We start from the raw sequence: 26,729 nt of genomic DNA on the forward strand, positions 1-26,729 counted from the left end.
GGAAGAACTCAGTGCTGGGCGAAGAACTCGCGAAGAACGGGAACGAGCGCCGCGGCCTTCACCATGTGGGTCTGGCCGGGGAGTGTGTGGTACTGCGCGGTCGGGAGCCGGTCGGCGAGTGCGCGCACGCCATTGCGCATCCACTGCGGGCTCTTGCCGCCGTCGATCACCAGCGTGGGCACGGCGACGTTCGTCCAGCGTTGCCTGGGCAGCGGCTTGCCGTGCTGGTAGGCATTCACGAAGGAGAAGTCGTACGGGAGCGTGTGCGCGATGCGCTTCATCTTCGACCACGCCGGCATGAGCTTCATCATGGCGATCGCGAAGGCGGGAACCTCCACCTGCCGCATGAACAGCTTCACCGCGTCGCCGGGCTTGCCCTGCGCCACGGAGGCGCTGAACCGGTCGGTGACGTCGGCGGGAATCGGCGGCCGGGTGTCGTCGACGATCAACGGCGGCTCGTAGAGAGCGAGCCGGCGCACGGGCAGGCCGGCGTTGGCGGCCTCCAGGGCCAGCATCGCGCCCGAGGACGTGCCGAACAGGTGGGCGGAGCCGCCCGCGTCCTTCATCAGCGCCTCGATGTCCTCGATCTCGCGCTCGGGTGCGTAGGGCGCGGTGTCGCCGCTCTCGCCGCGGCCGCGCCGGTCGTAGGTGTAGACGGTGAAGTCGGCGGCGAGCTGCTTGGCGAACTCGGGCAGCGGGCTCTGCTCGCGGTAACACATGGCGCCGTCCACGAGGATCAGCGGATCCCCGGTGCCGACCCGGTCGAACGCGATTCCGGTGCCGTCCGCGGAGGTGACCGTACTCATCGGTGGTTTCCCTTCAGGAGAGCCGGGCCAGCCAGGCCCGCCAGGCTTGTTCGGCTGCCGCGGTGTCGGCGGCGGAGAAGAGGTGGTGCCCCACGACGAGCGAGCCGTGGAAGCCTTGCAGGAAGCGATAGAGCGCGTCACCGGTCCGGATGCCGATGGTCTGGGAGTTGGCGCAGTACACCACGCCCTCGATCGGTGTGCCGTCCACAGTGAACCGGGCGGTGTCGCCGGCGGTCACGGTGCCGCCGAGCCCCAGCGCCGCGCGGACGTTCGCCCAGGCGGACTCCCAGTCGGCCACCGGCGGCCCGAACAGCGTGATCGGCGTGGCGAACCGGCCCGCGAAGTGCCTGAGGTAGGTGCTCAGGGTCGCGAAGAAGAGCTCGCCGCCCTTGGTCATGGCCTCGAACTCGTCCTCCCAGTCGTCGCCGGGAAGAAAACCGCTGGTGACCATGCGCAGCACGGTGCTGCCGGTGTCGCGGGCCTCGATGAGGAACTCGTAGGCGATGAACCGGCCGTCCGGTGCGGCGGCACCGCCGTGGACGAGCCGCTTGCCGGGTTCCCACGCGGTGACCGGCGACTCGGGCAGATAGTCGCCGAAGAACGTGCGGACGGCGCCGCCCTCGCCGGGATCGACCTCGTTGCGACCCATGAACCACGAGTCGATGCCGGGTCCGGTCGCGATCGCGTCCCACACCTGCTCCGGCGTCGCGCTCAGTTCGACCTCGTCGGTGCGTTCGAATCGGTGGCCCATGTCTGTCCCTTCCGTGGTGTGATGAGCTCACTTTGCCACCGACAATATTTCTTGTCAAGACAGGTCCAATTGTCGGATGGAGTTGCTGCTTCCCGGAAATCGCGCGAAGGGAGGTGAGTTGTCACAAAGCGCACCACGTGCTGGGTGCCGGTGACGGGGGAGCCGGTCGGCGGGTTGGTCGGCCGCGCGCGAGGTGGCGTCCAGGCAGGTCAGAGCGGTCGGCCGGGGGTGGCTGGTGGATGAGACCGAGGCCGGTGCGGGACCGGCTCGGAAGGGGGCAGCCGCGCTCCCCTGGAGAGGTGGCGGCGCTACGGCGTGGACAGGCGGGCCAGGGAACCGCACTCCTGTGCCACCCACACCGCGCCGTCCGGCCCGATGGTGATGCCGTGCGGTTCCGACGACGGCGTGGGCAGGGCGTGGTGCGCGACGCGGCCGTCCTCGCCGATGTGGCCGATGCGGTTGCCCGCCCACTCGGTGAACCAGTACCCGCCGCGTGGGTCGGCGGCGATGGCGTGGGGCCTCGCGGCCGGGTCGGGCAGCGGGAACTCGGTGATCGCGCCGTCGGGGGTGATGCGGCCGACGGCACCCGCGCCGATCTCGACGAACCACAGCGCGTCGGGACCGCTCGTGATGCCCACCGGCGCGGCTCCCGGCGTGGGCAGCGGATGGACGGTGACGTCGCCGCTGGTGTCGATACGGCCGATGGCGTTGCCCTGGTTCATCGTGAACCACAGCGCGCCGTCGGGGCCGGTGGTTAGCACCGAAGGCATCGCGTTCTCCACGGGGATCGCGAACTCGGTGACCACACCCTCGGTGGTGATCCGGGCGATGGCGCCCGCGGCCAGCTCGGCGAACCACAGCGCGCCGTCGGGTCCGGACGTGATGCCGTACGGGCAGGCGCCGGGCGTCGGCAGGTCGAAGGTGTGGACCTTTCCGTCGGTGGTGATCCGGCCGACGACGTGCGCCTGGTTCGTCGTGAACCACAGGGCGCTGTCCGGTCCGGTGGTGATGACGGTCGGCTGCGGCGACTCCAGGCCGAGTGGGTAGGACACGTACTCGCCGGCCGTCGTCATCCGGCCGATCGAACCGGCGTGGAGCTCGGTGAACCACAGCGCGCCGTCGGGTCCCGTCGTGACGGCGTACGGGCCGGCCGCCGGATCGGCGACGGGGAACTCGGTAAGCGACGACGAGCGTGGCATGGCTCCACGGTACGGAGCCGTGCAAGGCAATTTGACCCGCCGCCGAGGTCAGTGACCGATGAAGGCCTCGGCCACCGCGCGGGCCGGGTAGTCCGGTTCGGACACATTCGAGCAGGGATGTCGTGGGACCGGCCAGGAACGCCCTCCGCCAGGTCGGGGTGCGCTCGCTCGACATGCCGCTGACCCCGGACCGGGTGTGCGCCGCCATCGCCGCGGCGGCGCGCTGACGCACGGCCGCCGGGTGGCCTCCGGCCCTCCGGACGCCACCCGGCGGCTCGCGCTCACTCCAGACGCGCGATCGGCGTGCCCTGCTTGACGACGTCACCTTCCTGGACGAGCAGCCGCAGCACACCGGAGGCCGGTGCGGGAACCTCCACGTCCACCTTGTCGACGGCGACCTCCGCGATCAGGTCACCCTCGGAGACCTGCTGGCCCTCCTCGGCGAACCACGTCGAGACCACGCCCTCGGCTTCCGGTTCCTGCTCCGACACCGCGGGAAACGGGATGTCGGTCATCGCCCCATCAGGCCGAGCACGGCGCTCCTGATCCGGTCGGCGGTGGGCAGCACGGCGTACTCCAGCGGGCGCGCGTACGGGATCGGCACGTCGGGCACGGCCACCCGGGCGGCCGGTGCCCGCAGCAGACCCGGGTCGGACTCGGCGACCCGCGCGATGACCTCGCCGGAGAGCCCGAACGACAGGTAGTCCTCGTCCACCACCAGCAGCCTGCCGGTACGCCCGACCGACTCCAGGATCGTGTCGGTATCCAGCGGCACGAGGCTGCGCAGGTCGATGACCTCGCAGTCGATGCCGTCGCCGGCGAGGCTCTCGGCCACGTCGAGCGCGTGGTGCACCGACAGCGACAGTGTCACGATGGACACGTCCGTGCCCGGGCGGGCGATGGCGGCCTTGCCGATCGGCACCTCGTAGGACTCCTCCGGCACCGGGCCGACCGAACGCCGGTTCTTCGCCATCCACGGCAGCCCCATGACGCCCTTGTGGAACATGTACACCACGGGGTTGTCGTCGCGGATCGCGGAGATCATCAGGCCCTTCGCGTCGGCCGGGTTGCTCGGCACCACCACTTTCATCCCTGGCAGGTGCGCGAACGTGCCCCACAGGCATTGCGAGTGCTGGGCGCCGTCGGAGTACCCGCCGCCCACGGCCGTGGTCAGCACCATGGGCACCTTGATGTTGCCGCCGGACTCGAAGTGGATCTTGGCCATGTGGTTGTAGATCTGGTCCATGCACACGCCGAAGAAGTCGACGAACATCAGCTCGACGATCGGCCGCATGCCCTCGACGGCCGCGCCGATGGCCGTGCCGATGAACGCGGTTTCCGAGATGGGCGTGTCCATGACGCGCTTCGGCCCGAACCGGTCGAGCAGGCCGGTGGTGGAACTGAAGATGCCGCCGTAGGCGCCGACGTCCTCGCCCAGGACGAAGACGTCCTCGTCGCGTTCCATCTCCATGGCGATGCCTTCGACCATCGCCTTGGCGGTGCTCAGCTTGCGGCTGGTCGGCGTGGCCGACGGCGCCGGGCTGTCGGTGAGCGACATTGCTCCTCCTCGTGTCAGGCGAAAACGTGCTCGAGTGCCGATTCCGGTCCGGGTTCCGGGCTGCGCTTGGCGAAGTCGATCGCGGCCTCCACGCGCTCGCTCGCCTCGGCCGCCACGGTTTTCACGGCGGCGTCGTCGAGCACCCCGGAGCTGCGCAGTTCCTGTTCGTAGGTGGGCAGCGGATCCCGTCCCGGCACACCCTCCAAATCGGACCGATAGGCCTGGGCGTCGCCCTCGAAGTGGCCCCACAACCGCAGCGTGTGGACCTCGATGAGGCTGGGGCCCTCGCCCGCGCGGGCCCGGGCGACCGCCTCGGCGGCCACCTGGTGCACGCCCTCGACCGAGTTGTCCTCCACCCGCTCGCCGGGGATGCCGTAGCCGGCGGCCCGGATGGCGTTCGACGTGACGCACGTGGACGCACTGCGCGGTACGGAGATGCCCCAGTCGTTGTCCTCGACGACGAACACCACAGGCAGCTTCCACAGCGCGGCGAGGTTGAGCGACTCGTGGAAGGCGCCCTGGTTGGCGGCGCCCTCGCCGGTCACGGCCACCGCGATCCGGTCGGTGCCCCGGCGCTGGAACGCCAGCGCCTGGCCGAGGGCGGGCGGGTAGCCCTCGGCGATGATGCCGGAGCACGAGAAGTGTGTGTCCGGGTCGAACAGGTGCATGTGACCGCCGCGGCCCTTGCCGAGTCCGTCCACTCTGCCGAAGATCTCGGCGGCCATCTTCTCCAGGTTCACGCCGTGGGCGATGGCGAAGTGGTGGGGACGGTGGGTGGCCGTGACGGCGTCGTCGGCGGTGAGGTGTGCGCACACCCCGGCGGCGACGGGTTCCTGACCGGCGGACAGGTGCATCTCGCCGGGGATCGCCCCGGCACCGATGTCGAACACGGGCTTCTTGTCGGCGTGGTATTCCCGCAGGATCGCTTCCTCGAAGGTGCGGATGAGCACCATCGTGCGGTAGAGCTCCAGCCTCGTTGCTGTGTCCATGCGGCCCTCCCTCGATCTCGAGAGTCTTCGGGAGTCACTGTCGTCGCCCCGGCCGACCGCCGACAACGATCCCGATTTCAGATGGTGATTCGCGTCCCCACGGTCGTGGGATGGCGGTTCACCGGCCGAGCGCGACGGCGCGGGCGACCCGGCGCGCGGCTCGCTGCACGGCGCCGCGGTGCGCGCCGACCGTGCCGTAGCGGCGGGCGGGGACCGAGACCGCGACCGCGCCGAGGACTCCCGGCCCGCACACCACGCCGCCGAGGCAGGCCGTGCCGATGAGGTATTCCTCCCGGTCGTCGAACACCTCGCCGCCGCGGGCCAGGCGCTGTTCCAGGACACGGGCGTCGGTGATGGTGTGCGGGGTCAGGTCGGCGAGCCGGTGCCGGGACAGGTAGTCCCTGCGCTCGCCGGGCGGGAGCGCGGACAGGATGCACTTGCCGAACGCGGTCGCGTGACCCGCCTCGTGCACGCCCACCCACAGGTCGGCGGACGGCGTGCCCGGGCCGTCGACGACGTCGACGAGCCGGATCTCGCCGTCCGAGTACAGCGACAGGTACGCCGCACCGCGCAGCTCGTCCCGCAGCGCGCGCAGGACCGGCCGTACGCGGGTGAGCAGCCGTTGCGTCGCGGTGTGCTCGCGCAGGGCACCCACGTGGTCGCCGAGCACGTAGCCGTCCTCGAGCTTGCGCAGGTAGCCCTCGTGGACCAGCGTGCGCAGCAGGTGATACGTCGTGGGCAGCGGCAGCCCGACCCTGCGGGCGAGGAACTTCGCCGGAACGGGCCGTTCGCTCGCGCCGACCGCGTCCAGCAGGTGGAGAGCGCGCTGAACCGAGCCGATGAGCGTGGGCCCGCTGGCCACCGTTCCACCTCCGCCACGTCGTCGTAGCCGTTCTCCAGCATGGTCGGTCGCGGGCACGGGCGGCAAGCCCGCGGGCGGGTCAGAGGCCGTGGGTGCGGAGGTGTGGTGTCTGCGCGGCGAGCATGTCGAGCTGGGCGCGGACGCGTTCGAAGTCGGACTCCTGACGCAGGTCGAGCGCGATGGCTCCGGCGCGGTCGGTCGTGTCCCGGAACGCCTGCTCGGCCTTGTCGAGCAGGTCGGCGATCCGGAGGGCGGTGCCGGTCAGGTAGCCGCCGTCCGGGGCCAGGCTCTCGCCGAGTTCGGCGAGCCGCAGCGCCTCCCGCAGCTCCTCGTCCAGCGAGGTACCGATGCCGGTGAGCCAGTCGCGTCCCGGACCTGCCGGGAGTGCGGCGACGATCGCGTGGAACGACGTGACCGACCGGGCGCACCGGTCGAACGACCGCGCCCACCGGCCGGACGAGCGCAGCCGTCCGGCGTGCGGAGCGGGGGTGGCGGCCTCGCGCGCGGCCGTGCGTTCGGCGTCGGTGGGCGTCCGCAGCCAGGCCCGGGCGAGGAACTGCGCGCCGAGCCCGATGGCGCCCGCGACGAGGGCACCGATCGGCACGAACACCACGAGGCCGCCGACGAAGTTGGCGGCGGGCGCATTGTCGGAGCCCTCGGCGGTCGGGTTCAGGGTCCAGAGCACCGCGACCCCGACCATGAGCAGCGCGCCGACGATGCCGAAGGCCGCCCAGCCCGCCCGGGCCACGGCGTGCGTCACCGGGCCGCCGCGCACCGCCATCCGCGTGCGCCAGTCGTCGAAGCGGGGCGGTTCGGTCGCTCGTGCGCTCATGGGTACCTCCTGGTGGTTCGACCCTATGTCGCGACGTCCGGTTCCGGGGCGGCTGTTTGCGGGTATGCCCCCGGAATTCACGGGAGGTGGTCACGGTGGCCGACGACGAGGACCGCACCGCGGTCGAGGAGCGCGACGACAGCGGGGACTACGAGGATTACGACGAGGGCCAGGGAGATCCTGATGTCCTGCTCGACGTGCCGAACCTGTCGGTGGAGGAGATCACGCTCGAGGTCGAGGACCTGCGTGCCCGGGTGTCGTTGCAGGCCGAGGTGCTGGAGCTGCTGAAGCTCAACGTCGGCGCGGACGTCGAGCTGGGCCGCGTGTCGTTGAAGATCACCGGGGTGCAGGCGGAGGCGCTGCTCAAGGTCCGGCTCGACCGTGTTTCCCAGATCATCGAGCGGGTGCTCACCACCATCGACCGCAACCCGCAGATCCTCGAACAGGTGGTCCGCAGTGCCGGACGGGCGGTCGAGGAGCTCGGCGCCGGGGGCGGTAAAGCCGTCGGTGAGGTCGGTCGCGGCGCCGGCGATGCCGTCGGTGACGTGGGCAAGGGCGCGGGCGAGGCGGTCGGTGAGGTCGGTCGCGGTGCCGGGGACGCGGTCGGTGAGGTGGGCCGCGGTGCCGGGGACGCGGTCGGTGAGGTCGGCCAGGGCGCCGGTGAGGCGGTCGGTGAGGTGGGCCGCGGTGCCGGGGACGCGGTCGGTGAGGTCGGCCAGGGCGCCGGTGAGGCGGTCGGTGAGGTGGGCCGCGGTGCCGGCGATGCCGTCGGTGAAGTCGGCAAGGGTGCCGGCGAGGCTGCCGGGGACGTCGGCAAGGGTGCCGGCGAGGCTGCCGGGGACGTCGGCAAGGCTGCCGAGGACGTGGGCCAAGGCGCAGGCGAGGCGGCCGAGGATGTCGGCGGCACGGCCGGTGAGGCGGTCCAGGACACCGGCGACGTTCGCGCCACCGGCCGCAGGACGACGAGAAGGACCACGCGCAGGGCCACCGGCGAGCAAGGCGAGACCGGTGACGAGGGCGAAGCCGGCGACCAGGAGCGGCCCGCTCGCCGCACGGCGCGCACCGGCGCGCGTGGTGCCACGGGAAAAGCGACGGCGAAGTCAGCGGGCAGAACAACGGGCACCCGGACGGGAAAGACGGAGACCCAGACCCGCCGCGGTCGGCGGACGTGAACGACATCGCGTTCACCGCGACCGTCCGCGCCGACCGGATGCGCTGGGACGACGACCCGGACGCCCGGGTCACCTTCCACGGCACGCCGGGATACCGGTCGGTCTCCGACAGCGACCGCGTCAACCTGCCCTACCGGGTGCGGGCCGAGACCACTTACCGGGACCGCACGGGGCTGCTCCAGGCATTGCTCGACCACAGCGAGACGCGATTCCAGGAGTCGTTCCTCGAAGGGCCACCGCCGCTCGGACCGGGCGCCCCTGCGCGTGAGCGGTTGCTCGCCTTCGGGCCAGCCGCGCTGCGGCACGACAGTGGACACCTCGACCTCTACCTCGCGGGCGAGCCCAAGCCCTCGCGCAGGCACACGCTGCCCTCCCGCAAGGTCCGGCACACGCACATCGCGATGCTGCTCCGCGAGGCGGACGCCGGCGGTGACACCGAGTTGCTGGCCCACACGCTGCTCGGCTACCTGGACACCGTGCTCGTGCAGCACCTCCTCGTGCAGCGCGGCATGCCGCTGGACCGGCTCGAGGACGGCTGGTGCGATCTCGTGCGCCGCATGGTCGGGTGACCGGCGACCGTCTACACGCACCGGACACAGTGGAGGATCGCAGCGCTAGGCCGGTAGCCCGAAGGACAGCAGCCCGCGGACGAGGGTGTCACGGACGCCGGTGAACCGGCGGATCTTTGTCAGCCTGCTGATCCGTGCCGACCGGGCGGCGAGCTGCTGGGTCGGTTTGCGTCGCTCGGCGTCGTACCGGCGCAGGGCGGTCGCGATGTCCGCCTCGGCCGTCAACGCCTCCGCGAGCGACGCCGCATCGATCATCGCCTGGCACGCGCCTTGGCCCAGATCCGGTGTCATGGCATGGGCGGCGTCGCCGAGGAGCGCGACGTTGCCGTCGGCGTAACTCGGCAAGGGGCTCGAGTACCACAGATCGTGGTGCAGGAACCCGGCGTCCCGGGCCAGCTCCAGCACCGTGGGAATCGGATCGTGCCAGTCCCCGAACCGCGCGCGCAGCTCGTCGAGGTCGTCACCGGACCGGTGGCCCTGTGGCGCGGTCACCATCGCGTACCAGTTCGTGCTGCCGGGTCCCTGCGGAGTGAGGCCGAACTTGGCACCCGGCCCCCAGGTCTCGCCGCCCGCCTCGATGTCGAGCGGCACGGTGCCGCGCCAGGCTGTCGCGCCGGAGTAGCGCAGGGGATGGCGATCGCCGAAGAGCGCGCGGCGGACGGCACTGTGGATGCCGTCGGCGCCGACCACCACATCGTGCCGCGCGTGCAGTTCAGCAGGGTCGCCGACCGGCGTGGCGAAGCGCACGACGCCGTCGGGGAGTTCGCCGGCCAGCACGTGCAGCAGGGTGGGCCGCGGCACCAGGTAGACCGGCTCGCCGTGCTTGCGCTCGATGACGCCGACGTCCAGCGTGGCGATCCGGGTGCCGTCGGGCTTGCGGATGGCACCGCTCGGCTGCCGTCGGCCCGCCTCCCGCACCCGGGTGCCGATGCCCAGCCGGTCGAGCGCACGGAGTGCGGACGGCCAGATGCCGAGCCCCGTACCCGCGTCGGGCAGAGCCGATGCGCGTTCGAACACGGTCACGTCCCAGCCCGCGTGGTGCAGCCCGATCGCGGTCGCGAGTCCGCCGATGCCGCCTCCGACGACGGCCGCTGTCCTCGTCATGAACCCACGCTACTACAGCTGTAGTGAATAGCACTACTGTTGTAGTGTCTCGACGTGGCCACCAGGAAAGACCAGGTGCTCGATGCCGCCATCCAAGTGCTCGGCACCCGCGGGATGCGCCAGCTCACCCACCGCGCCGTCGACGAGCAGGCCGGCGTGCCGCCCGGCTCGACGTCCAACCACTTCCGCACCCGTGAGGCGCTGCTCAGCGGGGTCCTCGACCGGATCCTGGAGCAGGAGATCGCCGGCTGGAACCGGGTAGCCGAGACGATGGCGCCGGACGAGACCGTGCCGCGGGACAAGACAGTGCTGCGGGACAAGACAGTGCCGCTGGACGAGGACCGGTTCGTCGCGGTGCTCGGCTCGCTGGTGGACCACCTGAGCAGCCGAGACCGGGTGCTCACGCTGGCGCGCCTCGCCGTGTTCGCGGAGGCGGCCACCAATCCCGCGCTGCAGCGCCGGATCGGTGAGGCGCAGCGGCGGCTGCTGACGTGGGCGGCGCCGCTCGCGGCGGGTCTGGGACTGCGCGAGCCGCGGCAGCTCAAGGCGTTGCTCGCGCTGATCGACGGCCTGCTGGTCAACCAGTTCGCCAACCCGGACCCGGAGTTCGACGCGGTGCCCGCCATCTCCGCGTTGTTGAGCGGGTTGCGCTGACCCGCCGCGCGACAGTCCACAGAGGATTCCCTTGGTGAGATCTTCGTCGCATCGGCTGCGCCATTGGGAGTATGACCGGGATCCGGGCGGCGGGGTTGAGTGCACAAACCGCGGAACGAGACGCCAACCGGTCAAACCCGGACAACCACCGCGACATGTGTCGTTCAAACTGCGCTGTTTGGCTGAGCGGGCTTCCACCCCGTTCCCCATGGAGGTTCGATGACTCAGCCACGTGTCGGTGCGAGCAAGTCCGTGAACAGACGAGGTTTCCTCGGCCTCGCCGGCGCAGCGGGCGTCGCGGGCGCCGGTGCGGTGTTGCTCGGCAACGGCGTCGCTCCCGCCGCGGTCGCCGCGCCGTCCCGCCGGCTCAGTGACCCCTTCCAGCTCGGTGTCGCCTCGGGCGACCCGTTGCCCGACTCCGTCGTGCTGTGGACCCGGCTGGCCCCGAAGCCGCTCGACTACGACGGCGGCATGCCCAGGCGAGTCGTCCCGGTTCAGTGGGAGATCGCGCTCGACGAGAAGTTCAGCAAGGTCGTCCAGCGCGGCGTCGAGCACGCTGTGCCGGAGGAGGCCCACACCGTCCACGCCGACGTGAAGGGCCTGCGGCCGCACTACGAGTACTACTACCGGTTCCGCGTGGGCGACGAGATCTCGCCGGCCGCCCGCACCCGCACCGCGCCCGCTCCCGGCACCTCGCCCACGGTCGACTTCGCGTTCGCGTCGTGCTCGAACTGGGAGGTCGGGTACTTCACCGCGTACCGGCACATGGCCCAGGAGCGGCCGGACGTGGTGTTCCACCTCGGTGACTACCTCTACGAGTACGCGGCAGGCGTCAACGGCGACATCCGCACGCACGCCGGCAACGAGATGAACACCCTCGACGAGTACCGCCAGCGGCACGCGCAGTACAAGACCGACGCGGACCTGCAGCTGGTGCACTCCGTGGCGCCGTTCATCGTCACCTGGGATGACCACGAGACCGACAACAACTACGCGAACCTGGACCCGGAGAACCGCGACGCCGCTCAGGGCAATGACACCCCGGAGGCGTTCGCCGCGCGGCGCCGGGCGGCCTACCAGGCGTACTGGGAGCACATGCCGCTGCGCCGCTTCCGCAAGCCGGTGGACACGCACCTGCCGCTGTACCGCCGCTTCGAGTACGGCGCCACGGCGACGTTCAGCGTGCTCGACACCCGCCAGTACCGCGACAACCAGCCGTACAACGACCAGTGGCAGGTCTCGGGTCCGGACCAGTGGCAGACCGACATCCTCGGCGAGGAGCAGCACGCCTGGCTCGAGCAGAGCCTGTCGCGGTCCCGCTCGACCTGGAACGTCGTGCCCCAGCAGATCTTCTTCGCCGACTGGGACCAGGTCGTCGGCCCGGACGTCGGCGGCTACAACGACGGCTGGGACGGCTACAAGGCCTCCCGCGACCGGGTGCTCGGGTTCGTCGAGGAGCGGGGTATCGACAACTTCGTCGTGCTGACCGGCGACGTGCACACGCACTACGCCAACGACCTGCGGCGTGACTTCGAGCGCCCGGAGACGCCGGTGATCGGCAGCGAGCTCGTCGCCACCTCGATCACCTCGAACGGCGACGGCAGCGGCAACACCCAGCTGAGCCCGGTGCTGCAGCAGGAAAGCCCGCACGTCAAGTACACGTGCGACCGTCGCGGTTACGTGCACTGCAACGTGACCAAGGACCGCTACGTCGCGGACTACCGCGTGGTCGACTACGTCAGCAGGCCGAACGCGCCGCTGCGCACGGACGCCTCGTTCGTGATCGAGGCGGGCAGGCCGGGGCTGCAGGAGCTCTGATTCCGTTACCGCACAAGTGAACCCCTGCCGGTCTCGTCCGGCAGGGGTTCCCGCGTCTCGGCAGAGGGTGCGGAAGAACGTGCGGACGTCGCCGCCGGCAGGTCCGGTGCTTTGCAGGGCGGCGACGTGGCCACGACGGTTCGAATTCGCTCCAGTGCACCAGGGTGTGCTCACGGATGCCTCGCATACCGCTCATCCACCTGGTGCGTCGGCGGGGTCCGGTCAGTCCGGACCGTATGGACAGTCCGCCCACGTTCGTTCGGAAGCAGGACCCGGTCGCCCGGTTCGCGTGGCGGCCATTCGGTGTTCACGACACCGTCGCGCCTTACCGGGTTTTCCGGACAGATCGGGTGATTAACGTTCGGCCTCGTTTGCTCCCACCCCCACGAGGAGGCGCGTCATGTCCGATGGAAACCGCTCCAGATCCGGCCTCGGTCGCCGAGGATTTCTCACGGGCGGCGTGGCCGGCATCGCCGGGCTGACCGCGCTCGGGCCGCTGGGTGCCCTGGGCGCACGGACGGCAGGCGCGGCGCCGATGGTGAAGGCGCCGGAAAGCCCCGACTACGGCCCGCTGCGGCCGGTGAAGGACCAGACGACCGGGCTGCCGCTACTGGCGCTGCCGCGCGGGTTCGAGTACCTGTCCTACGGCTGGACCGGCGACGAGATGTCCGACGGCACACCGACCCCGGGCATGCACGACGGGATGGCGGCCTTCCACCGCCCTGACGGCAAGATCGCGCTGGTGCGCAACCACGAGCAGGGCGGCTACACCGGCGCGTTCACCGACCCGTCGTACGACCCGCGCGCCACCGGCGGCACCACGAACCTCGTGTTCGACCCGGACAAGGGCGAGTTCCTCGAGTCGTGGGGCAGCCTCGGCGGCACGATCCGCAACTGTGCCGGTGGCCCGACCCCGTGGGGCACCTGGCTGACGTGCGAGGAGACCACGGAGACCGGCGCCGACGGGACACGGCACGGCTACGTGTTCGAGGTGCCCTTCGACGCCAAGGGCGACGCGCGTCCGCTCAAGGGCATGGGCCGCTTCAGCCACGAGGCCGTGTGCGTCGATCCGGGCACCGGGATCGTCTACCTCACCGAGGACGCCACCCCGTCCGGGTTCTACCGCTACCTGCCCAAGACGCCGGGCAGGCTCTCCGACGGCGGTGAGCTGCAGATGCTGGTGGTCCGGACACCGGACGGCTCGTCGTACAGCACCTACGACGACGGCACCGGGACGGAGTACCGCACCGGCTGGGTCACCATCGACAACCCCGACTACGGCCCCGGCGAGACCCGGCCCGCGGAGCAGGGCGCCGCCAAGGGGGCCGCGGTGTTCCGCAGGCTCGAGGGCGCGTGGTGGGGCAACGACCGCGCATACATCGTGTCCACCAGCGGCGGCCCGAAAGGCCAGGGCCAGGTATTCGAGTACGACCCCAGGACCGAGACGATGCGGGTGCTGTTCGCCTCGCCGGACGCCGCCGTGCTCAACAACCCCGACAACATCTCGGTGAGCCCGCGCGGGGGCATCGTCCTGTGCGAGGACGGCAGCGAGGGCGAGTACGTCCACGGTCTGACGACCGACGGCGTGGTCTTCCCGTTCGCGCGCAACGACGTGGTGGTGCCTGCGGGCGGTATCCCCGGGAAGTCGGTGGAGCCCGGTGACTACCGCGGATCCGAGTGGTGCGGCTCGACCTTCGAGCCGAGCAACGGCAACTGGCTGTTTGTGAACACGCAGTCGCCCGGCATCACGTTCGCCATCACCGGTCCGTGGCGGACCGGATCGCTGTAGGCCGGCCGGTGCGCCGGGGTGGTTCGGTCATGCCCGGGCCATCCCGGCGCAGTCCGCGGGCCGGGTCGTGCCGGCTAGCGCTTCGCGATCTTGTCCATGGAGGCCCGGTGTTCCTCGGTGTGGTGGGCGAGGGCCTGCATCGACGCGCTGAGTTCGAGCACGCCGGCGAGGTCGCGGCGACGCGCTTCGCGGAGCAGCTTCTTCGTCATCCGCACCGACGGCCCGGGGTTCTTCGCGATGCGCTCCGCGAGAGCCCGTGCCTCGTCGAGCAGGTCACCGGGCGCGCACACGCGGGTGACGATGCCCCACTCGAGAGCGGTCCTGGCGTCGATCCGGTCGCCGGTCAGCGCCATCTCCGCCGCCCGGGCGGGCCCGATCGCCTGCGTGAGGAACCACGCGCCACCGTCGCCGGGGATCAGCCCGAGCTGCACGAAGCTCTCGGCGAAGAACGCCTGCTCGGAGGCGATCCGCAGGTCGCACATCATGGCGAGGTCGCAACCGGCGCCGACGGCCGGGCCGTTCACCGCGGCGACGAACGGCACCTCGCAGTCGTGCAGGGCCAGGGGGATCCGCTGGACGCCGTGCCGGTAGCCGTTGCGCTGGACGTACGGCGAGCCGCCGAACATCCCCTGCCGCTCCGCGATGTCCTTCAGGTTGCCTCCCGCGGAGAACGCCTTGCCCGCTCCGGTGAGGATCACGCATCGCACGTCCTGGTCCCGGTCGACGCGAGCGGTGTTGTCGACGAACGCCTCGATCATCTCCGGACTGGTGATCGGGTTCCGGATGTCGGGGAGGTTGATCCACCAGGTCTCGATGTTTCCGGACCGCTCGACGATCAGTTGCTGGGACAAGGGGTTCTCCATCTCTATCCGGGACGGGTGCGTGCCGCTAGCGCGCGGTGGGATCCACGACGACCTTGCCTTGGACCGTGCGGTTCTCGAGCTGCGCGACGGCCTCGCCCGCCCGGGCGAGCGGGTAGGTGGCGGCGATCGGCGGGTTGACGGCGCCGGATTCGAGGTAGGGGAGCAGCGTGTCCCATTCCCGGCGGAGGGTGCCCGCCTCGGACATCGCGTAGGCGCCCCAGGCCACACCACGGACGTCGATGTTGTTCAGCAGGAGGCGGTTGACCTTCACGGTCGGGATGTCCCCGGCGGTGAACCCGAGCACCAGCAACCGCCCCAGCGGCGCCAGGCACCGCAGCGAGTCGGTGAACCGATCGCCCCCGACGGGGTCGACGACCATGTCGACACCGCGGCCGTCGGTGAGCTCCTTGACCGCGTCCTTGAACCCGTCGGCCAGCACGACCTCGGTGGAGCCGACGGACTTGACGAACCGCGCTTTGTCCTCTGTGGACACGACCGAGATGACGCGGGCTCCCATGGCGGTGGCCAGCTGGATCGTGGCGGTGCCGATGCCACCGGCCGCGCCCTGCACCAGCACCGTCTCGCCGTCGGTGAGCTGCCCGCGCTTGAGCAGAGCGAAGGTCATGGTCAGGTAGTTCATCGGCAGGCATGCGCCCGCGGCGAAGTCCACCGTGTCGGGAAGCGGGAAGACGGCCTGCGCCGGTACCGCGACCCGCTCGGCGAAGGCGCCGGTGGTGCTGCTGGCCGCCACCCGATCACCGGGGGAGAAGCCGGACCCGCTCGGTGCCTCGACCACGACGCCCGCGAGCTCGCCACCCAAGACGAACGGCAGCTCCGGCTTGTACTGGTACATGTTCTTGGTCAGCAGCAGGTCCGGGAAGTTGACACCGGCCGCCTTGACGTCGATGAGGACCTCGCCGGCCGAGGGCACCGGCGCGGGAGTCTCGACGACCTCCAGTGCTGCCGGACCGTCCGTCCGGGTGACCGTCGCTGCGTACATCGCTGTCGCTCTCCGTTCCGTCGTTGGTGCCGGGCCGGCCCGGGCGCATGGTCCCGGAGCCGGCTCGGCGGCCGGTCAGCTCGGATTCTATGGACCGACGCGGCCACCGCCCAGCGATCATGGAACCCCACCGCCCGGCGCACCCGGTCACACCGGACCTTCTCGGCGTTGGGGGCGAGGTCAGAATGCGGAGACTCCGGTCTCGGCCCGGCCGATGATGAGCTTCTGGATCTGCGAGGTGCCTTCGTAGAGGGTCATCACCCGGGCGTCGCGCATGAACTTCTGCACGGGGTACTCGTCGATGTAGCCGTATCCGCCGTAGACCTGGATGGCGAGGTTCGCGGCCTTGACGGCGGCCTCGGAGGCGAAGAGCTTGGCCTTGGAGGCCGCAGTGCCGAACGGCAGGCCGCGCTCGACCAGGTCGGCGGCACGCCAGGCGAGCAGCCTCGCCGCGTCGGCGTCGACGGAGATCTCCGCGATCATGTCCTGGACGAGCTGGTAGGAGGCGATGGGTTTGCCGAACTGTTCCCGGGACTTCGCGTAGTCGACGCACGCCTCGAGGCAGGCCTGAACGATGCCGACGCAGCCGGCGGCGACCGAGATCCGGCCCTTGTCCAGCGACTCCATCGCGTACTTGAAGCCCTTGCCCTCCTCGCCGACCAGGGCGTCGGCGGGCACGCGGACGTCGTTGAACGACAACTCGGCGGTGGCCTGGCCGCGGAGGCCGAGCTTGCCGTGGATCAGGTTGCGCTCGAAACCCGGCGTGTCGGTGGGAACCAGGAACGCCGAGATGCCGCGCGGCCCTTCCCCGCCGGTGCGGGCGAAGACGAGGGCGACGTCGGCGATGGTGGCGTTGGTGATGAAGATCTTCGACCCCGTGATGACCCACTCGTCGCCGTCACGCTGCGCGCGGGTCTTGAGGTGGCCCGGGTCGGAGCCGTTGTCGGGCTCGGTGAGGCCGAAGCAGCCGACCTTGGTGCCGTTCGCGATGCCGGGCAACCACCGCTGCTTCTGCTCCTCCGAGCCGTGGGCGAGGATGGTCTTGCCGCACAGGCCCATCGACACCGACACGATGCCGCGCACGGCGGAGTCGGCGCGGCCGAGCTCCTCCATGCCGATGCAGTAGGTGATCCAGTCGCCACCCAGGCCGCCGTACTCCTCGGGAATGGTGAGCCCGAAGAACCCGATCTCGCCGAGCTTGGGCACGATCGCCGGGTCGACTTCCTCCCTGCGGTCCCACTCCTGCCGGTGCGGGACGACCTCGGCCTCCAGGAACTCTCGGGCGAGCTTTTTGAACTCGAGCTGCTCCGCGGTGAGCTGCAGGTCCATCAGGCTTCTCCGATCATGTTTTCCGTCGCTGGTGTAGCGGGACCGGCCGTCGCCGCGCCTCGACCTGTTCGGTGAGGCTGCGGGCGTCGGTGGATTCCTCGCCAAGCGACCCTGCCTCCTGGCGTGCCCGATGTCGAGTCCGGTCGGGGTCACCTCGGAACTGGCCCATGGGGTGACCGAGGGCAGTCCGGCAGGCCGAGTCGAGGTCAGTGGAGGGTTCGGCGACCTTGCGCGTCGATTCGGGCGATCTCCTCGTCGGCGTAGCCAAGTTCGCGGAGGACCTCTCGAGTGTCCGCGCCGTGCTCGCGCGGCGGCGTTCGCACCGTGCCGGGAGTGCGCTCGAGCTTGACCGGGATGCCGACGCCGCGGTAGCCGTCGAGCTCGACGACCATCTTTCGATGCAGGACGTGGGGGTCGGTCAGCGTCTCGCCGACGTCGTGCACGGGTGATGACGGCACGCCACGTTCGAGCAGGCGGGTGCCGAGTTCGTCGCGATCGCGGTCGGCGAGCAGGGCAGCGATGATGGCGCTGAGGTCGGCGCGGTTGATGACCCGGTCGGCGTTCGTCGCGAAGCGCGGGTCGTCGGCGAGCGCCGGACGGCCGAGAACCTCGACCAGGGACCGGAACTGCCGGTCGTTGCCGATCCCGAGGAACATCGGCCCGGTAGCGGTGGCGAAGGTGTCGTACGGCGCGATCGTCGGGTGCGCCGAACCGCTGCGTGGAGGGACCTTTCCACTGGCGAACCAGGTCGCCGTGTGCGGGTGCAACAGGCTCACGGCGGTGTCGATCAGCGTATTGTCCACCAGCTGACCGCGTCCGGAGCGCTGTCGCTCGTGCAATGCGAGCAGGATCCCGCCGAACGACAGCATTCCGGTCACCATGTCCACAATGGGCACACCCACTCGCAATGCGGGGCCGTCGGTCTCGCCGTTGATGCTCATCAACCCCGCGTAGGCCTGCAGCACGGCGTCGTAGCCCGGCGCCGAGCCGAGCGGGCCGTCGACCCCGAACCCGGTGATCCGGCTGTGGACGAGCGCCGGATAGGTTCGCCGGAGGTACTCGTCGCTGAACCCCCACTTGGCCAGGGTGCCCGCCTTGAAGTTCTCCACCAGCACGTCGGCGTCCGCGAGCAGTCGCGCGAGAACGTCCTGTCCTTCGGCGGAGCTCAGGTCGAGGGCGATGTTGCGCTTGTTGCGGTTGAGGCCGCTGAAGTATGCGCTGGTACCTGGGCGCAAGAACGGCGGCCCCCAGCCGCGACTCTCGTCGCCGCCCGGCGGCTCGACCTTGATCACGTCGGCGCCGTGGTCGGCCAACATCTGCGTGCAGTAGGGCCCGGCCAGCACGCGGGACAGATCGACGACACGGATGCCGGCCAGTGCACCGTCGGTAGTCGGCAACGTCGCTCCCTCAGTAGGACTTCGGCAGGCCGAGTACGTGCTGGGATACGTAGTTCAGCACCATTTCCTGGCTGACCGGGGCCAGCCGGAGGATCCGGGACTCCCGGAAGTAGCGCTCGACGTGGTACTCCCGCGCGTATCCCATGCCACCGTGGGTCTGGATCGCCTGGTCTGCGGCGATGAAGCCGGCGTCCGCGCAGAGGAACTTCGCCATGTTGGCCTCCCGCCCGCACGGCAGGCCGTTGTCGTAGCGCCATGCCGCGTTGCGCGCCATCAGTTCGGCCGCGTCCAGTCGCGTGGCCGCCTCGGCGAGCGGGAACGCGACGCCCTGGTTCCTGCCGATCGGGCGGTCGAACACCACGCGTTCGTTCGCGTACCGCGTTGCCCGCCGCAGCGCGGCCCTGCCGATCCCGAGTGCCTCGTGCGCCAGCAGGATGCGTTCGGGATTGAGCCCGTCGAGGAGGTAGGTGAAGCCCTTGCCCTCTTCGCCGATGCGCGCGGAGGCCGGCACTCGCAGGTCGTCGATGAACACCTCGTAGGACGCCACGGCGTTGCGCCCGAGCTTCGGGATCGGCCGCAGATGCACGGCGTCGGAGTCGATGTCGACGAGGAACAGCGTCATCCCGTCGGTGGGTTTGGCCACCTCGGCCCGGGGCGTCGTCCGCGCGATCAGCACCATCTTCTGCGAATCGCCCGCCTTGGTGATCCACACCTTCCGGCCGTTGATGACGTAATCCTGCCCGTCGCGCCGGGCGAAGGTACTGATGCGGGTGGTGTCGGTGCCGGCGTCCGGTTCGGTGACTCCGAAGCAGACATGGAGGCTGCCGTCCGCGGCTGGTGGCAGCACTTCCTGTCGCAGTTCCGCACTGCCGTGCTTGACGATGGTGTTCAGGCCGAAGATCGTCAGGTGCATCGTGCTGCACCCGTTCATGCCGGCACCGGACGCGGCGATCTCCTCGACGAGCAGTGACGCCTCGAGCAAGCCGAGCCCGCCCCCGCCGTAGGTCTCCGGGATCGCGATGCCGAGCCAGCCTGCGTCCGCGAACGCCCGGTAGAACTCCCACGGGAACTCACCCAGCTGGTCGCGTTCGGCCCAGTAATCGTCGGAGAACTCGGCGGCGAGTTCGCGGGCGGCCGCGCGCAACTGCTTTTGGTCGTCTGTCAGCTCAAAGTCCACCGATATCCCTATATACGAAGGAATGTTCCGATATAGGGACAAGCTACGGACCCTGTCCTGCCGCTGTCAAGCGGGAAGGGGGCAACTATTGTTCGTACATACGAACGCGTCAGGAGTGGACATGGTCGAATCAGTCGCGAAGTCGCATCGCACGGTCAGCCGGGTGACCGCGATCCTCGAGCTGGCCGCCGAGCGCCCCGGCGTCCGGCTCGCCACTCTGGCTGCCGCGCTGGACGCCCCCAAGTCGTCGGTGTTCGGTCTGGTCAAGGGTCTGGTGTCCACCGGCTATCTCATCGAGGAGGGCGGCGGCTATCACCTCGGTCCTGCCCTGGGGAACCTGCTCACCGCCGAACGGCCGAATCTCGCGGACGCGGCTCGGCCGAGCCTCGAGGAACTACGCGACACCTTCGGCGAGACGGCCATGCTGGGCACCGCTGTGGGAGAGTCGGTGGTATACATCGCCGCCGTCGAATCGCGGCAGCCGATCCGCTACTCGGCGCCGCTGCGCGTCCGTCGTCCGCTCTACCCGCCGAGCGCCGGGAAGGTGCTGCTGGCGTCGTGGCCCGAGCGCAGGCGGGACGCCTACCTGCGTTCGATCATCGACGACCCGGCGGCGTTCGAGCGTGCCCGGCAGGAGCTCGAGCGGGTCCGCTCCGACGGCGTGGCGACCAACCGCGGCGAGACACTTCCGGACGTCAGCGCAGCGGCGCGTCCGATCGTGGTGCACGGCCGCGTGGTCGCCGCCATGGCGGTCGCCGGGCCCACGACGCGTATTTCCGAACGGCTGGCCGACATCGCCGAAGCCCTGGTCGAGGCGACCAGGGCGGCCGCTTCCCGGCTCTCGTGAGTCGCTCGGCCGACTCCGCAGCGCGACCACGCGAGCATTGACAGTGCGTCAGCTCACACCTTACGGTGGCATATCGGAACAGCCATTCGTATTTAAGAACGGTGGTGGGGAATGCGCAGGGGTCGACGGAGACCCGCCGCGGTGCTGACCGTGTCGCTCGCCCTGGCTACGGCGAGTACCGCGTGCGCGGCGCCCGCGCCGGTCCTGGAGTCCGACGGCGTCTACACGCTGCAGGTCGCCGACTCGTATCCGCTCGGTCACCCGTTCTCCGATGCCGGGGCGCGCGTGCTCATGGACCGGGCACGTGAACTCTCCGGCGGCCGGATCCAGTTCGACTACTTCCCCGCGGAGCAGATGGGCAACGCCGCCGACATCCCGTCGCTGATCCGCACCGGTGTCGTCGATCTGGGTTCGGTCGCACCCGCCTACGTCCCTGCCGAGCTTCCACTGTCCGGGGTCGCGGACCTGCCGGGCCTGGTCGGCGACTCGTGCACCGGCTCGCTCGCGGTGTCGGAGCTGATGTCGGAGGGCGGACTCCTGTGGCGCGAGGATTTCGAACCGAAGGGGCTGCGTCCGCTCGTCGTCGGCATGATTCCCGATTACGACGTCCTGACGGGTTCCCGCCCGGTGCGTACGCCCAGTGACCTGCGCGGCCTGCAGCTGCGCTCGTCGGGGGGAACCATCGATCGGACCGTCGAGGGCCTGGGTGCCGCTCCGGTGGGGATGCCGGCCACCGAGATGTACGAGGCGATCTCGCGGGGCACCGTCGACGGCACGGTCCTCGGGCCGGTGAGCGCCGCGCCGTACCACCTGGAGGAGGTCACCGGCCACGCCACGGTCGGCGCCAGACTCGGCAGCTTCACGATGACCTACAGCATCAGCGAATCCGCCTGGGACGTGCTGCCGTCCGAGCTCCAGGACGTCCTTCACCGTGCGGGTCGGGAGGCCACCCGTAGCCTGTGCGCCGCTCTGCAGGAGGGCAACGTCCAGGGCAGGCAACAGATGCGCGACGCGGGTGTGCACATGCATCGGATCGCCGGTGACGAGCGTGAGGTCTGGGATCGGGCGACCGAGCCCATCCAGCGGCTCTGGGCGGCCGACATGGCGGAAATCGGCCGTCCCGGCGGCGCTGCCCTGCGCGAGCTGAAGGAGCGGCTGCGGAGACTGGAACAGGACGCCCATGACGACAACTGACACCACGGAACGATCCACATCGGACACCGAGGCCGCACACCGCCCCTCCGTCGTCCTTCGGGCAGTCTCGGCGATCGAACGCATCGGCATCGCCGGAGCGGGAACCGCGTTGATCGTGATGACGGTGTTGATGGTGATCGAGACCGGGATGCGCTACGTCGCCGGATCGCCGCTCGGCTGGAGCTTCGGGTTCATTCAGGACTACCTGCTTCCCGGCTACTTCTTCCTCGCGCTGGCGTACACGTTCCGGGTGGGTGCGCACGTCTCCATCGACGTCGTGTACCAGCGATGCCCCGCGAAGGTGCAGGCGGCCATGACCGTGGTCGGCAGAGTGCTGATGCTGGCCATGTCGGCGCTGCTGCTGTGGGCGGGAATCCTGGCTACCCACGATGTCTGGCAGTCCCGGGACATCCCGCCACCCGGTGGAGCCGAGCTCAGCATTCCGACCTGGACCTGGCACATCCTCGTACCCCTCGGTGCCGCGCTGCTGACGCTTCGCCTGGTGTGTGACACGGTGACGCGACGCCGGCCGTTCACCGATGACGGAGCCGGGGAGGCGAGCTGATGTCGGTCGTCGTCGTCATCGCGGTGATGCTGCTGTTGTTGCTCATCCGGATCCCGGTGGGCTTCGCCATCGCCATCGCCGGCACATTGGGCCTCTACATCCATGGTGGACTGTCCGTTGTCCTCGGTGTACTGCAGTCCGCGCCCTTGGCCGCCGTGTCGTCGTACTCGCTGTCGCCGATTCCGCTGTTCATCCTCATGGCTCAGTTCGTCGTGGCCAGCGGAGTGATGGACGATCTCTTCCACGCCAGCCGAGTCTGGATCGGCCGGGTCCGCGGTGGCACGGGTATCGCCGCGACCGGAGCGGGCGCCATGTTCGCCGCCGTCTCGGGTTCGAGTACCGCTGCCGCCGCGACTCTCGCGCACACCTCGTCCACGAAGATGATCGAGTCTGGTTACAGCCCGAGGATCTCGACGGGTCTGGTGGCGGTCGTCGGAACGCTGGCCGCCATGGTGCCGCCGAGCATCATCCTCGTCTTCTACGCCATCCTCGCCGAGCAGAGTGTCGGCAAGGTGCTCGTCGCGGGATTCGTCCCAGGTGCGCTGGTGACGGGCGCGCTGATCATCACGCTGATGATCCTCGTCAAGGTGAACCCGGCGTCCGCGCCGGCAGGACAGCGGTATGCGTGGGCGGACAAGCTCCGCAGCCTTCGGACAGCCGGTCCGGTGCTCGCTCTCTTCGCGCTCGTCACCGGAACGGTGTACTTCGGCGTCGCGACACCGACCGAGGCCGCCGCACTGGGAGCCGTCGGTGGCTTCGCCCTCATGGCTGCGCGCAGGCGGGTGACGTGGAGCGCGATCAAACACGCGATCGTCGAGACCATCAATTCCAGCGTGATGATCCTGATGATCATCCTCGGCGCGCACATTCTCGGCTACTTCATCACCTCGACCAGGGTCACGCCTGCCGTGGTGGAATGGGTGGGCTCGCTCGATGTCGCGCCCATCGTGGTGATCGTGTTCCTGGCCCTCTGTTATGTGGTGCTCGGGTTCTTCCTGGACCAGATCGCGATCCTGGCCCTCACCGTGCCGATCGTGCTCCCGCTGGTGCTCGAACTGGGTTACGACCCGATCTGGTTCGGTGTGTTGATCGTCCTGCTCGCCGAGATCGGACTGGTCACCCCGCCGCTCGGCCTGAACGTGTTCGTGGTGGCCCGCACGGCACGCCATCCGGTGACCGAGGTCTTCTGGGGGGCGCTGCCGTTCGTGCTCGCGCTCATCACGGTTGCTGCCCTGCTGATCGCCTTCCCCGACATCGTGTTGTGGGTGCCGAACACCATGTCGGCCGAGTGACCGAGTCGTCGGCTGACGCGCCGATGCCGGCCCCGCAGAGCACCGCCGTCAGGCGCGAGCGGCCTCGGCGAAGGCCGCCATCGACGGGTACTCCCAATCCGGGCGCACGTCCTGGCCCGGGTCCGGCGTGGCGCCCCAGCCGGGACGGTCGTGCCTGCGGTTGATCCACACGCCGGGCAAGCCGGCGCGCTTGGCCGGGACGTGGTCGTGGAACAGGCTCTGCGCCACGCGCAGCAAGCTCAGGCCGTCGTCCCTGGCGTATGCGGTGAGCACGTCGAAGTTGCGCTGGGCCGGCTTGTAGCTGCCGACGTCCTGCGCGGTGATGATGTGGTCGAACTCGATGTCGAGCCGCTGCCTGCTGCCCTCGAAGCTCGCCCTGTCGACATTGGACAGAACGATGAGCCGGAACCGTTCTCCGAGCGAGGCGAGGGCGTCGTGCGAATCGGGGAAGGCGGGCCAGTCCGGTACGGACGAGCCGAGCCGCTCCGCCTCCGCGTCGGGCACCGGATAGCCAAGTTTCCGTCCGGTGGCGCGGAAGGCCTCGGCGAGTACGTCCGGGTAGAGCATGGTCGGGGTCTCCCTCGCCACCCGCGCCTCCTCGTCGGCGTAGGCGACCAGGACCTGTTCGTCGGTCAGCGTGGAGTCGAACCGGCGCGCCCAGGGGCCGATCACCGCGGCGATGCCCGTCTCCCAGTCGATGAGGGTGCCGTAGCAGTCGAAGCTCAGCGCGTCATAGGTGTCGAACATCGTGCTCCTCATCCGCCGTGCGGGTCAGACGCTGCGCAGCACCGACACGACGATGCCGAGCACGACTGCCTCGTCGCCGTCGATGACGTCGTAAGCCGGGTTGCGTGGTTCGAGGTAGACGTGGCCGCCGCGGCGGCGGAACACCTTGACGGTGGCCTCGCCGTCGATCATCGCGGCGACGATCTGGCCGGAGTGCGCCTCGGCCTGCTGTCGCACCACGACGATGTCCCCGTCGCAGATCGCGGCGTCGATCATCGAGTCGCCGCGCACGCGCAACCCGAACACGTTGCCGCGTCCGGTGAGCTCGCGCGGCAGGGTCAGCGTGTCGTCGAGGTGTTCGTCCGCGGCGATCGGGGTGCCCGCGGCGATGTCACCGACCACGGGCACGGAAACCGAGTCCTCAGTGGACTGTCGTGCCGAAGGCTCCCGGAGGAACGCGCGGACGTCGATCGGCCGCGACACGGTGCTGCTGCGGCGGAGGAAACCCTTCTCCTCGAGGCTCGCCAGGTGCTTCGACACCGACGACGACGAGCGCAGCCCGACGGCGTCGCCGATCTGCCGGGTGCTCGGGGAGTATCCGTACCGGACCACCCAATCCCGGATCACGGCCAGGATTCGCTGCTGACGGAGCGGCAGTGCGGAGGCGTCCAGATCACCGAAGGCGTTGAGATCGTCGTAGGTGGTCACCCGCGGCATCGTAGCCAAAGACGATTGCTCTGCCGATCGGTGCGTGCTTCACCGTTCGTGCTCAGCGTCACCTGTGGCCGCAGCCTGGCCGGGACGCTCAGGGAATCAACCCGGCGTCGCGGGCCAGGCGGACGGCGTGCGTGCGATTGGACGCGCCGAGCTTGCGGGTGATACCTCTTCCGGGGCGAGCAAGGGGGAGAGGTCCCGCTCATCACCTGGAATCGCGTCTGGCAGCGAGCACGGGCCGCGACACTGTCCAAGGCCGTCGCGGCGACACCGCTCGCGAAGCGGCCGCACGACCTCCGCCACGCAGCGGTGTCTACCTGGCTCAATGCGGGCGTTTCGCCGACTCAGGTGGCGGATTGGGCCGGGCGCTCTGTGGACGTGCTGCTGGAGGTCTATGCCAAGTGCCTCGGCGCCAGGTCCAACAAGGACTGGGGCACTGATGGGGCGCGGCCGGGGCGCGTATGGGGCGTGACGGCCCGCAAACAACCGCTCCGAACCGCATACAGCCGCCACTGGCAAGATCGCCCTCCATCGGCATTTTCGCTGATGGGGGGCGATCTTTTGCGCTCTGACCTGTGCGCCCCCGGGAGGATTCGAACCTCCGACACCCGCTTTAGGAGAGCGGTGCTCTATCCCCTGAGCTACGAGGGCTGATACAACCGACAGCTTAACGGTCCGCGGTCGGGTGTGGGCAACCGGACCTTGACTACCGGCCAGTCTCTCACTGTAATACCTCCACTACCAGTGGGTAACTTTCCCGTCCCCGGCGCGGTGAACCCGCGCCACCCCAGCCGGGAGGCAGGCCGTGATCACAGTCATGTTGGCCGACGATGAGGAGCTCGTCCGCTCGGGTCTGCGGGCGATGATGTCCGCCGCCCCGGACATCGAGGTGGTCGGCGAGGCGGTCGACGGCAGATCGGCTGTGGAGACGGCGAGACGGCTGCGGCCGGACGTCGCGTTGCTCGACATCAAGATGCGCCAGCCTGACGACGGCATCCGGGCGCTGCGGGCGATGCAGGCGCTGCCCGAACCGCCTCGGATGGCGATGCTCACCACGTTCGACGTGGACGAGTACGTCAGCCTCGCGCTGCGGTTCGGCGCCAACGGGTTCCTGCTCAAGGACATCGAGCCCGCCGTGCTCGTTCGCGCGGTCCGCGACCTGGCGCGCGGCGGAGCCGTGCTCGACCCGAGCGTGGCCGCCCGCATGGTCAATGCGCAGCGCGACGAGGCGCGGGCGGCGGCGCCGGCACGGCGGCTGCTGGCCTCGCTGTCGGAGCGCGAGCGCGAGGTGGTCGAGCTCATCGGGCAGGGCCTGTCCAACGCCGAGATCGGCGGCCGGCTCCACCTGTCGGAGGCGACGGTGAAGGGCTACGTCTCCGCGGTGTTGTCCAAGATCGGTGCGGCCAACCGTGTCCAGGCCGCGCTGCTGGCTTACCGCGGTGGCCTCGTGAACTGACGGCCTACTCCGCGTGACGCGCCCGACACCCCGAACGGGGGTCCGCCTTAAGGCCGGTCTCAGCTG

At 70.0% G+C, this 26,729-nt stretch carries 26 protein-coding genes and 1 tRNA gene; 10 read left to right on the plus strand and 17 right to left on the minus strand.

Annotated features, from left to right (window positions below; all coding sequences use genetic code 11):
* Positions 1–8: 8 nt before the first annotated feature.
* The 8 genes from ACFSZT_RS08460 to ACFSZT_RS08495 all read right to left on the minus strand — a co-directional run bounded on the left by ACFSZT_RS08460 (position 9) and on the right by ACFSZT_RS08495 (position 6,997).
* The gene (locus ACFSZT_RS08460; protein ID WP_377389936.1) at positions 9–806 is read right to left on the minus strand and encodes an alpha/beta fold hydrolase; all 798 of its coding nucleotides are present in this window, start codon (positions 804–806) and stop codon (positions 9–11) included.
* 13 nt (positions 807–819) lie between these two features.
* Positions 820–1,557 (minus strand): SRPBCC family protein, encoded by a 738-nt coding sequence (locus ACFSZT_RS08465; protein WP_377389938.1) that lies wholly within the window; start codon positions 1,555–1,557, stop codon positions 820–822.
* A 308-nt stretch (positions 1,558–1,865) separates the two neighbouring features.
* A complete protein-coding gene (locus ACFSZT_RS08470) occupies positions 1,866–2,756 on the minus strand; it encodes a Vgb family protein (RefSeq protein ID WP_377389940.1) in 891 nt (296 codons plus the stop codon).
* 281 nt (positions 2,757–3,037) lie between these two features.
* The gene (locus ACFSZT_RS08475; RefSeq protein WP_377389942.1) at positions 3,038–3,271 is read right to left on the minus strand and encodes a biotin/lipoyl-containing protein; all 234 of its coding nucleotides are present in this window, start codon (positions 3,269–3,271) and stop codon (positions 3,038–3,040) included.
* The gene (locus tag ACFSZT_RS08480; RefSeq protein WP_377389944.1) at positions 3,268–4,314 is read right to left on the minus strand and encodes an alpha-ketoacid dehydrogenase subunit beta; all 1,047 of its coding nucleotides are present in this window, start codon (positions 4,312–4,314) and stop codon (positions 3,268–3,270) included. Before ACFSZT_RS08480 ends, ACFSZT_RS08475 begins: the two co-directional genes overlap by 4 nt.
* A gap of 14 nt (positions 4,315–4,328) precedes the next feature.
* The gene (locus ACFSZT_RS08485) at positions 4,329–5,303 is read right to left on the minus strand and encodes a thiamine pyrophosphate-dependent dehydrogenase E1 component subunit alpha (protein ID WP_377389946.1); all 975 of its coding nucleotides are present in this window, start codon (positions 5,301–5,303) and stop codon (positions 4,329–4,331) included.
* A gap of 118 nt (positions 5,304–5,421) precedes the next feature.
* Positions 5,422–6,165, minus strand: a complete 744-nt coding sequence (locus ACFSZT_RS08490; protein WP_377389948.1) for an IclR family transcriptional regulator — start codon at positions 6,163–6,165, stop codon at positions 5,422–5,424.
* A 79-nt stretch (positions 6,166–6,244) separates the two neighbouring features.
* Positions 6,245–6,997, minus strand: coding sequence for a hypothetical protein (locus tag ACFSZT_RS08495; RefSeq protein WP_377389950.1), 753 nt, complete (start codon positions 6,995–6,997; stop codon positions 6,245–6,247).
* Positions 6,998–7,092: 95 nt separating this feature from the next.
* On the opposite strand from ACFSZT_RS08495, the gene ACFSZT_RS08500 reads away from it, so the two are divergent.
* Together ACFSZT_RS08500 and ACFSZT_RS08505 are read left to right on the plus strand one after the other, a co-directional pair.
* A complete protein-coding gene (locus ACFSZT_RS08500; protein ID WP_377389952.1) occupies positions 7,093–8,169 on the plus strand; it encodes a hypothetical protein in 1,077 nt (358 codons plus the stop codon).
* The gene (locus tag ACFSZT_RS08505; protein WP_377389954.1) at positions 8,166–8,738 is read left to right on the plus strand and encodes a TetR/AcrR family transcriptional regulator; all 573 of its coding nucleotides are present in this window, start codon (positions 8,166–8,168) and stop codon (positions 8,736–8,738) included. The genes ACFSZT_RS08500 and ACFSZT_RS08505 overlap by 4 nt, the downstream gene beginning before the upstream one ends.
* A gap of 45 nt (positions 8,739–8,783) precedes the next feature.
* Here ACFSZT_RS08505 and ACFSZT_RS08510 read toward each other — a convergent pair whose 3' ends face one another.
* Positions 8,784–9,842: an FAD-dependent monooxygenase gene (locus tag ACFSZT_RS08510; protein WP_377389956.1), complete on the minus strand. Its 1,059-nt coding sequence runs from the start codon at positions 9,840–9,842 to the stop codon at positions 8,784–8,786.
* Positions 9,843–9,896: 54 nt separating this feature from the next.
* Between ACFSZT_RS08510 and ACFSZT_RS08515 the strand changes: the two genes are divergently transcribed.
* From ACFSZT_RS08515 to ACFSZT_RS08525, 3 genes are all read left to right on the plus strand, one after another.
* On the plus strand, positions 9,897–10,496 hold the full coding sequence (locus ACFSZT_RS08515; RefSeq protein ID WP_377389958.1) for a TetR/AcrR family transcriptional regulator: 600 nt from the start codon (positions 9,897–9,899) through the stop codon (positions 10,494–10,496).
* 219 nt (positions 10,497–10,715) lie between these two features.
* Positions 10,716–12,314, plus strand: coding sequence for an alkaline phosphatase D family protein (locus tag ACFSZT_RS08520; RefSeq protein WP_377389960.1), 1,599 nt, complete (start codon positions 10,716–10,718; stop codon positions 12,312–12,314).
* Between the two features lie 400 nt (positions 12,315–12,714).
* Entirely contained in the window at positions 12,715–14,103 is a 1,389-nt protein-coding gene (locus ACFSZT_RS08525; RefSeq protein WP_377389962.1) for a PhoX family protein, read from the plus strand.
* Positions 14,104–14,177: 74 nt separating this feature from the next.
* On the opposite strand, the gene ACFSZT_RS08530 is transcribed toward ACFSZT_RS08525, so the two are convergent.
* The 5 genes from ACFSZT_RS08530 to ACFSZT_RS08550 form a co-directional block, all read right to left on the minus strand.
* Entirely contained in the window at positions 14,178–14,954 is a 777-nt protein-coding gene (locus ACFSZT_RS08530) for a crotonase/enoyl-CoA hydratase family protein (RefSeq protein WP_377389964.1), read from the minus strand.
* 37 nt (positions 14,955–14,991) lie between these two features.
* Positions 14,992–15,966 (minus strand): NADPH:quinone oxidoreductase family protein, encoded by a 975-nt coding sequence (locus ACFSZT_RS08535; protein WP_377389966.1) that lies wholly within the window; start codon positions 15,964–15,966, stop codon positions 14,992–14,994.
* 180 nt (positions 15,967–16,146) lie between these two features.
* Positions 16,147–17,295 (minus strand): acyl-CoA dehydrogenase family protein, encoded by a 1,149-nt coding sequence (locus ACFSZT_RS08540; protein WP_377389968.1) that lies wholly within the window; start codon positions 17,293–17,295, stop codon positions 16,147–16,149.
* A 206-nt stretch (positions 17,296–17,501) separates the two neighbouring features.
* Positions 17,502–18,692, minus strand: coding sequence for a CaiB/BaiF CoA transferase family protein (locus tag ACFSZT_RS08545; RefSeq protein ID WP_377389970.1), 1,191 nt, complete (start codon positions 18,690–18,692; stop codon positions 17,502–17,504).
* 10 nt (positions 18,693–18,702) lie between these two features.
* The gene (locus ACFSZT_RS08550; protein ID WP_377389972.1) at positions 18,703–19,869 is read right to left on the minus strand and encodes an acyl-CoA dehydrogenase family protein; all 1,167 of its coding nucleotides are present in this window, start codon (positions 19,867–19,869) and stop codon (positions 18,703–18,705) included.
* Positions 19,870–19,990: 121 nt separating this feature from the next.
* Between ACFSZT_RS08550 and ACFSZT_RS08555 the strand changes: the two genes are divergently transcribed.
* The 4 genes from ACFSZT_RS08555 to ACFSZT_RS08570 all read left to right on the plus strand — a co-directional run bounded on the left by ACFSZT_RS08555 (position 19,991) and on the right by ACFSZT_RS08570 (position 23,767).
* Positions 19,991–20,716 (plus strand): IclR family transcriptional regulator, encoded by a 726-nt coding sequence (locus tag ACFSZT_RS08555; RefSeq protein WP_377389974.1) that lies wholly within the window; start codon positions 19,991–19,993, stop codon positions 20,714–20,716.
* A 141-nt stretch (positions 20,717–20,857) separates the two neighbouring features.
* The gene (locus ACFSZT_RS08560; RefSeq protein WP_377389976.1) at positions 20,858–21,910 is read left to right on the plus strand and encodes a TRAP transporter substrate-binding protein; all 1,053 of its coding nucleotides are present in this window, start codon (positions 20,858–20,860) and stop codon (positions 21,908–21,910) included.
* On the plus strand, positions 21,897–22,475 hold the full coding sequence (locus ACFSZT_RS08565; RefSeq protein ID WP_377389978.1) for a TRAP transporter small permease: 579 nt from the start codon (positions 21,897–21,899) through the stop codon (positions 22,473–22,475). Before ACFSZT_RS08560 ends, ACFSZT_RS08565 begins: the two co-directional genes overlap by 14 nt.
* Positions 22,475–23,767, plus strand: a complete 1,293-nt coding sequence (locus ACFSZT_RS08570; RefSeq protein ID WP_377389980.1) for a TRAP transporter large permease — start codon at positions 22,475–22,477, stop codon at positions 23,765–23,767. The genes ACFSZT_RS08565 and ACFSZT_RS08570 overlap by 1 nt, the downstream gene beginning before the upstream one ends.
* 48 nt (positions 23,768–23,815) lie before the next feature.
* Here ACFSZT_RS08570 and ACFSZT_RS08575 read toward each other — a convergent pair whose 3' ends face one another.
* The 3 genes from ACFSZT_RS08575 to ACFSZT_RS08585 all read right to left on the minus strand — a co-directional run bounded on the left by ACFSZT_RS08575 (position 23,816) and on the right by ACFSZT_RS08585 (position 25,858).
* Positions 23,816–24,514, minus strand: coding sequence for an HAD-IA family hydrolase (locus ACFSZT_RS08575; protein ID WP_377389982.1), 699 nt, complete (start codon positions 24,512–24,514; stop codon positions 23,816–23,818).
* 24 nt (positions 24,515–24,538) lie between these two features.
* Entirely contained in the window at positions 24,539–25,201 is a 663-nt protein-coding gene (gene lexA, locus ACFSZT_RS08580) for a transcriptional repressor LexA (RefSeq protein ID WP_377389984.1), read from the minus strand.
* A 584-nt stretch (positions 25,202–25,785) separates the two neighbouring features.
* A tRNA-Arg gene (locus tag ACFSZT_RS08585) sits at positions 25,786–25,858 on the minus strand.
* A 154-nt stretch (positions 25,859–26,012) separates the two neighbouring features.
* Between ACFSZT_RS08585 and ACFSZT_RS08590 the strand changes: the two genes are divergently transcribed.
* The gene (locus ACFSZT_RS08590) at positions 26,013–26,663 is read left to right on the plus strand and encodes a response regulator (RefSeq protein WP_377389986.1); all 651 of its coding nucleotides are present in this window, start codon (positions 26,013–26,015) and stop codon (positions 26,661–26,663) included.
* Positions 26,664–26,729: the final 66 nt, after the last annotated feature.

The sequence above is a fragment of the Prauserella oleivorans genome, assembly GCF_042685745.1.
In the GTDB taxonomy this organism is placed as follows: domain Bacteria; phylum Actinomycetota; class Actinomycetes; order Mycobacteriales; family Pseudonocardiaceae; genus Prauserella_A; species Prauserella_A oleivorans.

Bases quoted from the DNA above. Each gene is read 5' to 3' on its own strand.
- ACFSZT_RS08495 (WP_377389950.1), bottom strand. From the start codon at position 6,997: ATGAGCGCACGAGCGACCGAACCGCCCCGCTTCGACGACTGGCGCACG.
- ACFSZT_RS08520 (WP_377389960.1), top strand. From the start codon at position 10,716: ATGACTCAGCCACGTGTCGGTGCGAGCAAGTCCGTGAACAGACGAGGT.
- ACFSZT_RS08475 (WP_377389942.1), bottom strand. From the start codon at position 3,271: ATGACCGACATCCCGTTTCCCGCGGTGTCGGAGCAGGAACCGGAAGCC.
- ACFSZT_RS08570 (WP_377389980.1), top strand. From the start codon at position 22,475: ATGTCGGTCGTCGTCGTCATCGCGGTGATGCTGCTGTTGTTGCTCATC.
- ACFSZT_RS08470 (WP_377389940.1), bottom strand. From the start codon at position 2,756: ATGCCACGCTCGTCGTCGCTTACCGAGTTCCCCGTCGCCGATCCGGCG.
- ACFSZT_RS08465 (WP_377389938.1), bottom strand. From the start codon at position 1,557: ATGGGCCACCGATTCGAACGCACCGACGAGGTCGAACTGAGCGCGACG.
- ACFSZT_RS08575 (WP_377389982.1), bottom strand. From the start codon at position 24,514: ATGTTCGACACCTATGACGCGCTGAGCTTCGACTGCTACGGCACCCTC.
- ACFSZT_RS08555 (WP_377389974.1), top strand. From the start codon at position 19,991: ATGGTCGAATCAGTCGCGAAGTCGCATCGCACGGTCAGCCGGGTGACC.
- ACFSZT_RS08460 (WP_377389936.1), bottom strand. From the start codon at position 806: ATGAGTACGGTCACCTCCGCGGACGGCACCGGAATCGCGTTCGACCGG.
- ACFSZT_RS08535 (WP_377389966.1), bottom strand. From the start codon at position 15,966: ATGTACGCAGCGACGGTCACCCGGACGGACGGTCCGGCAGCACTGGAG.
- ACFSZT_RS08565 (WP_377389978.1), top strand. From the start codon at position 21,897: ATGACGACAACTGACACCACGGAACGATCCACATCGGACACCGAGGCC.
- ACFSZT_RS08480 (WP_377389944.1), bottom strand. From the start codon at position 4,314: ATGTCGCTCACCGACAGCCCGGCGCCGTCGGCCACGCCGACCAGCCGC.
- ACFSZT_RS08540 (WP_377389968.1), bottom strand. From the start codon at position 17,295: ATGGACCTGCAGCTCACCGCGGAGCAGCTCGAGTTCAAAAAGCTCGCC.
- ACFSZT_RS08485 (WP_377389946.1), bottom strand. From the start codon at position 5,303: ATGGACACAGCAACGAGGCTGGAGCTCTACCGCACGATGGTGCTCATC.
- ACFSZT_RS08510 (WP_377389956.1), bottom strand. From the start codon at position 9,842: ATGACGAGGACAGCGGCCGTCGTCGGAGGCGGCATCGGCGGACTCGCG.
- ACFSZT_RS08525 (WP_377389962.1), top strand. From the start codon at position 12,715: ATGTCCGATGGAAACCGCTCCAGATCCGGCCTCGGTCGCCGAGGATTT.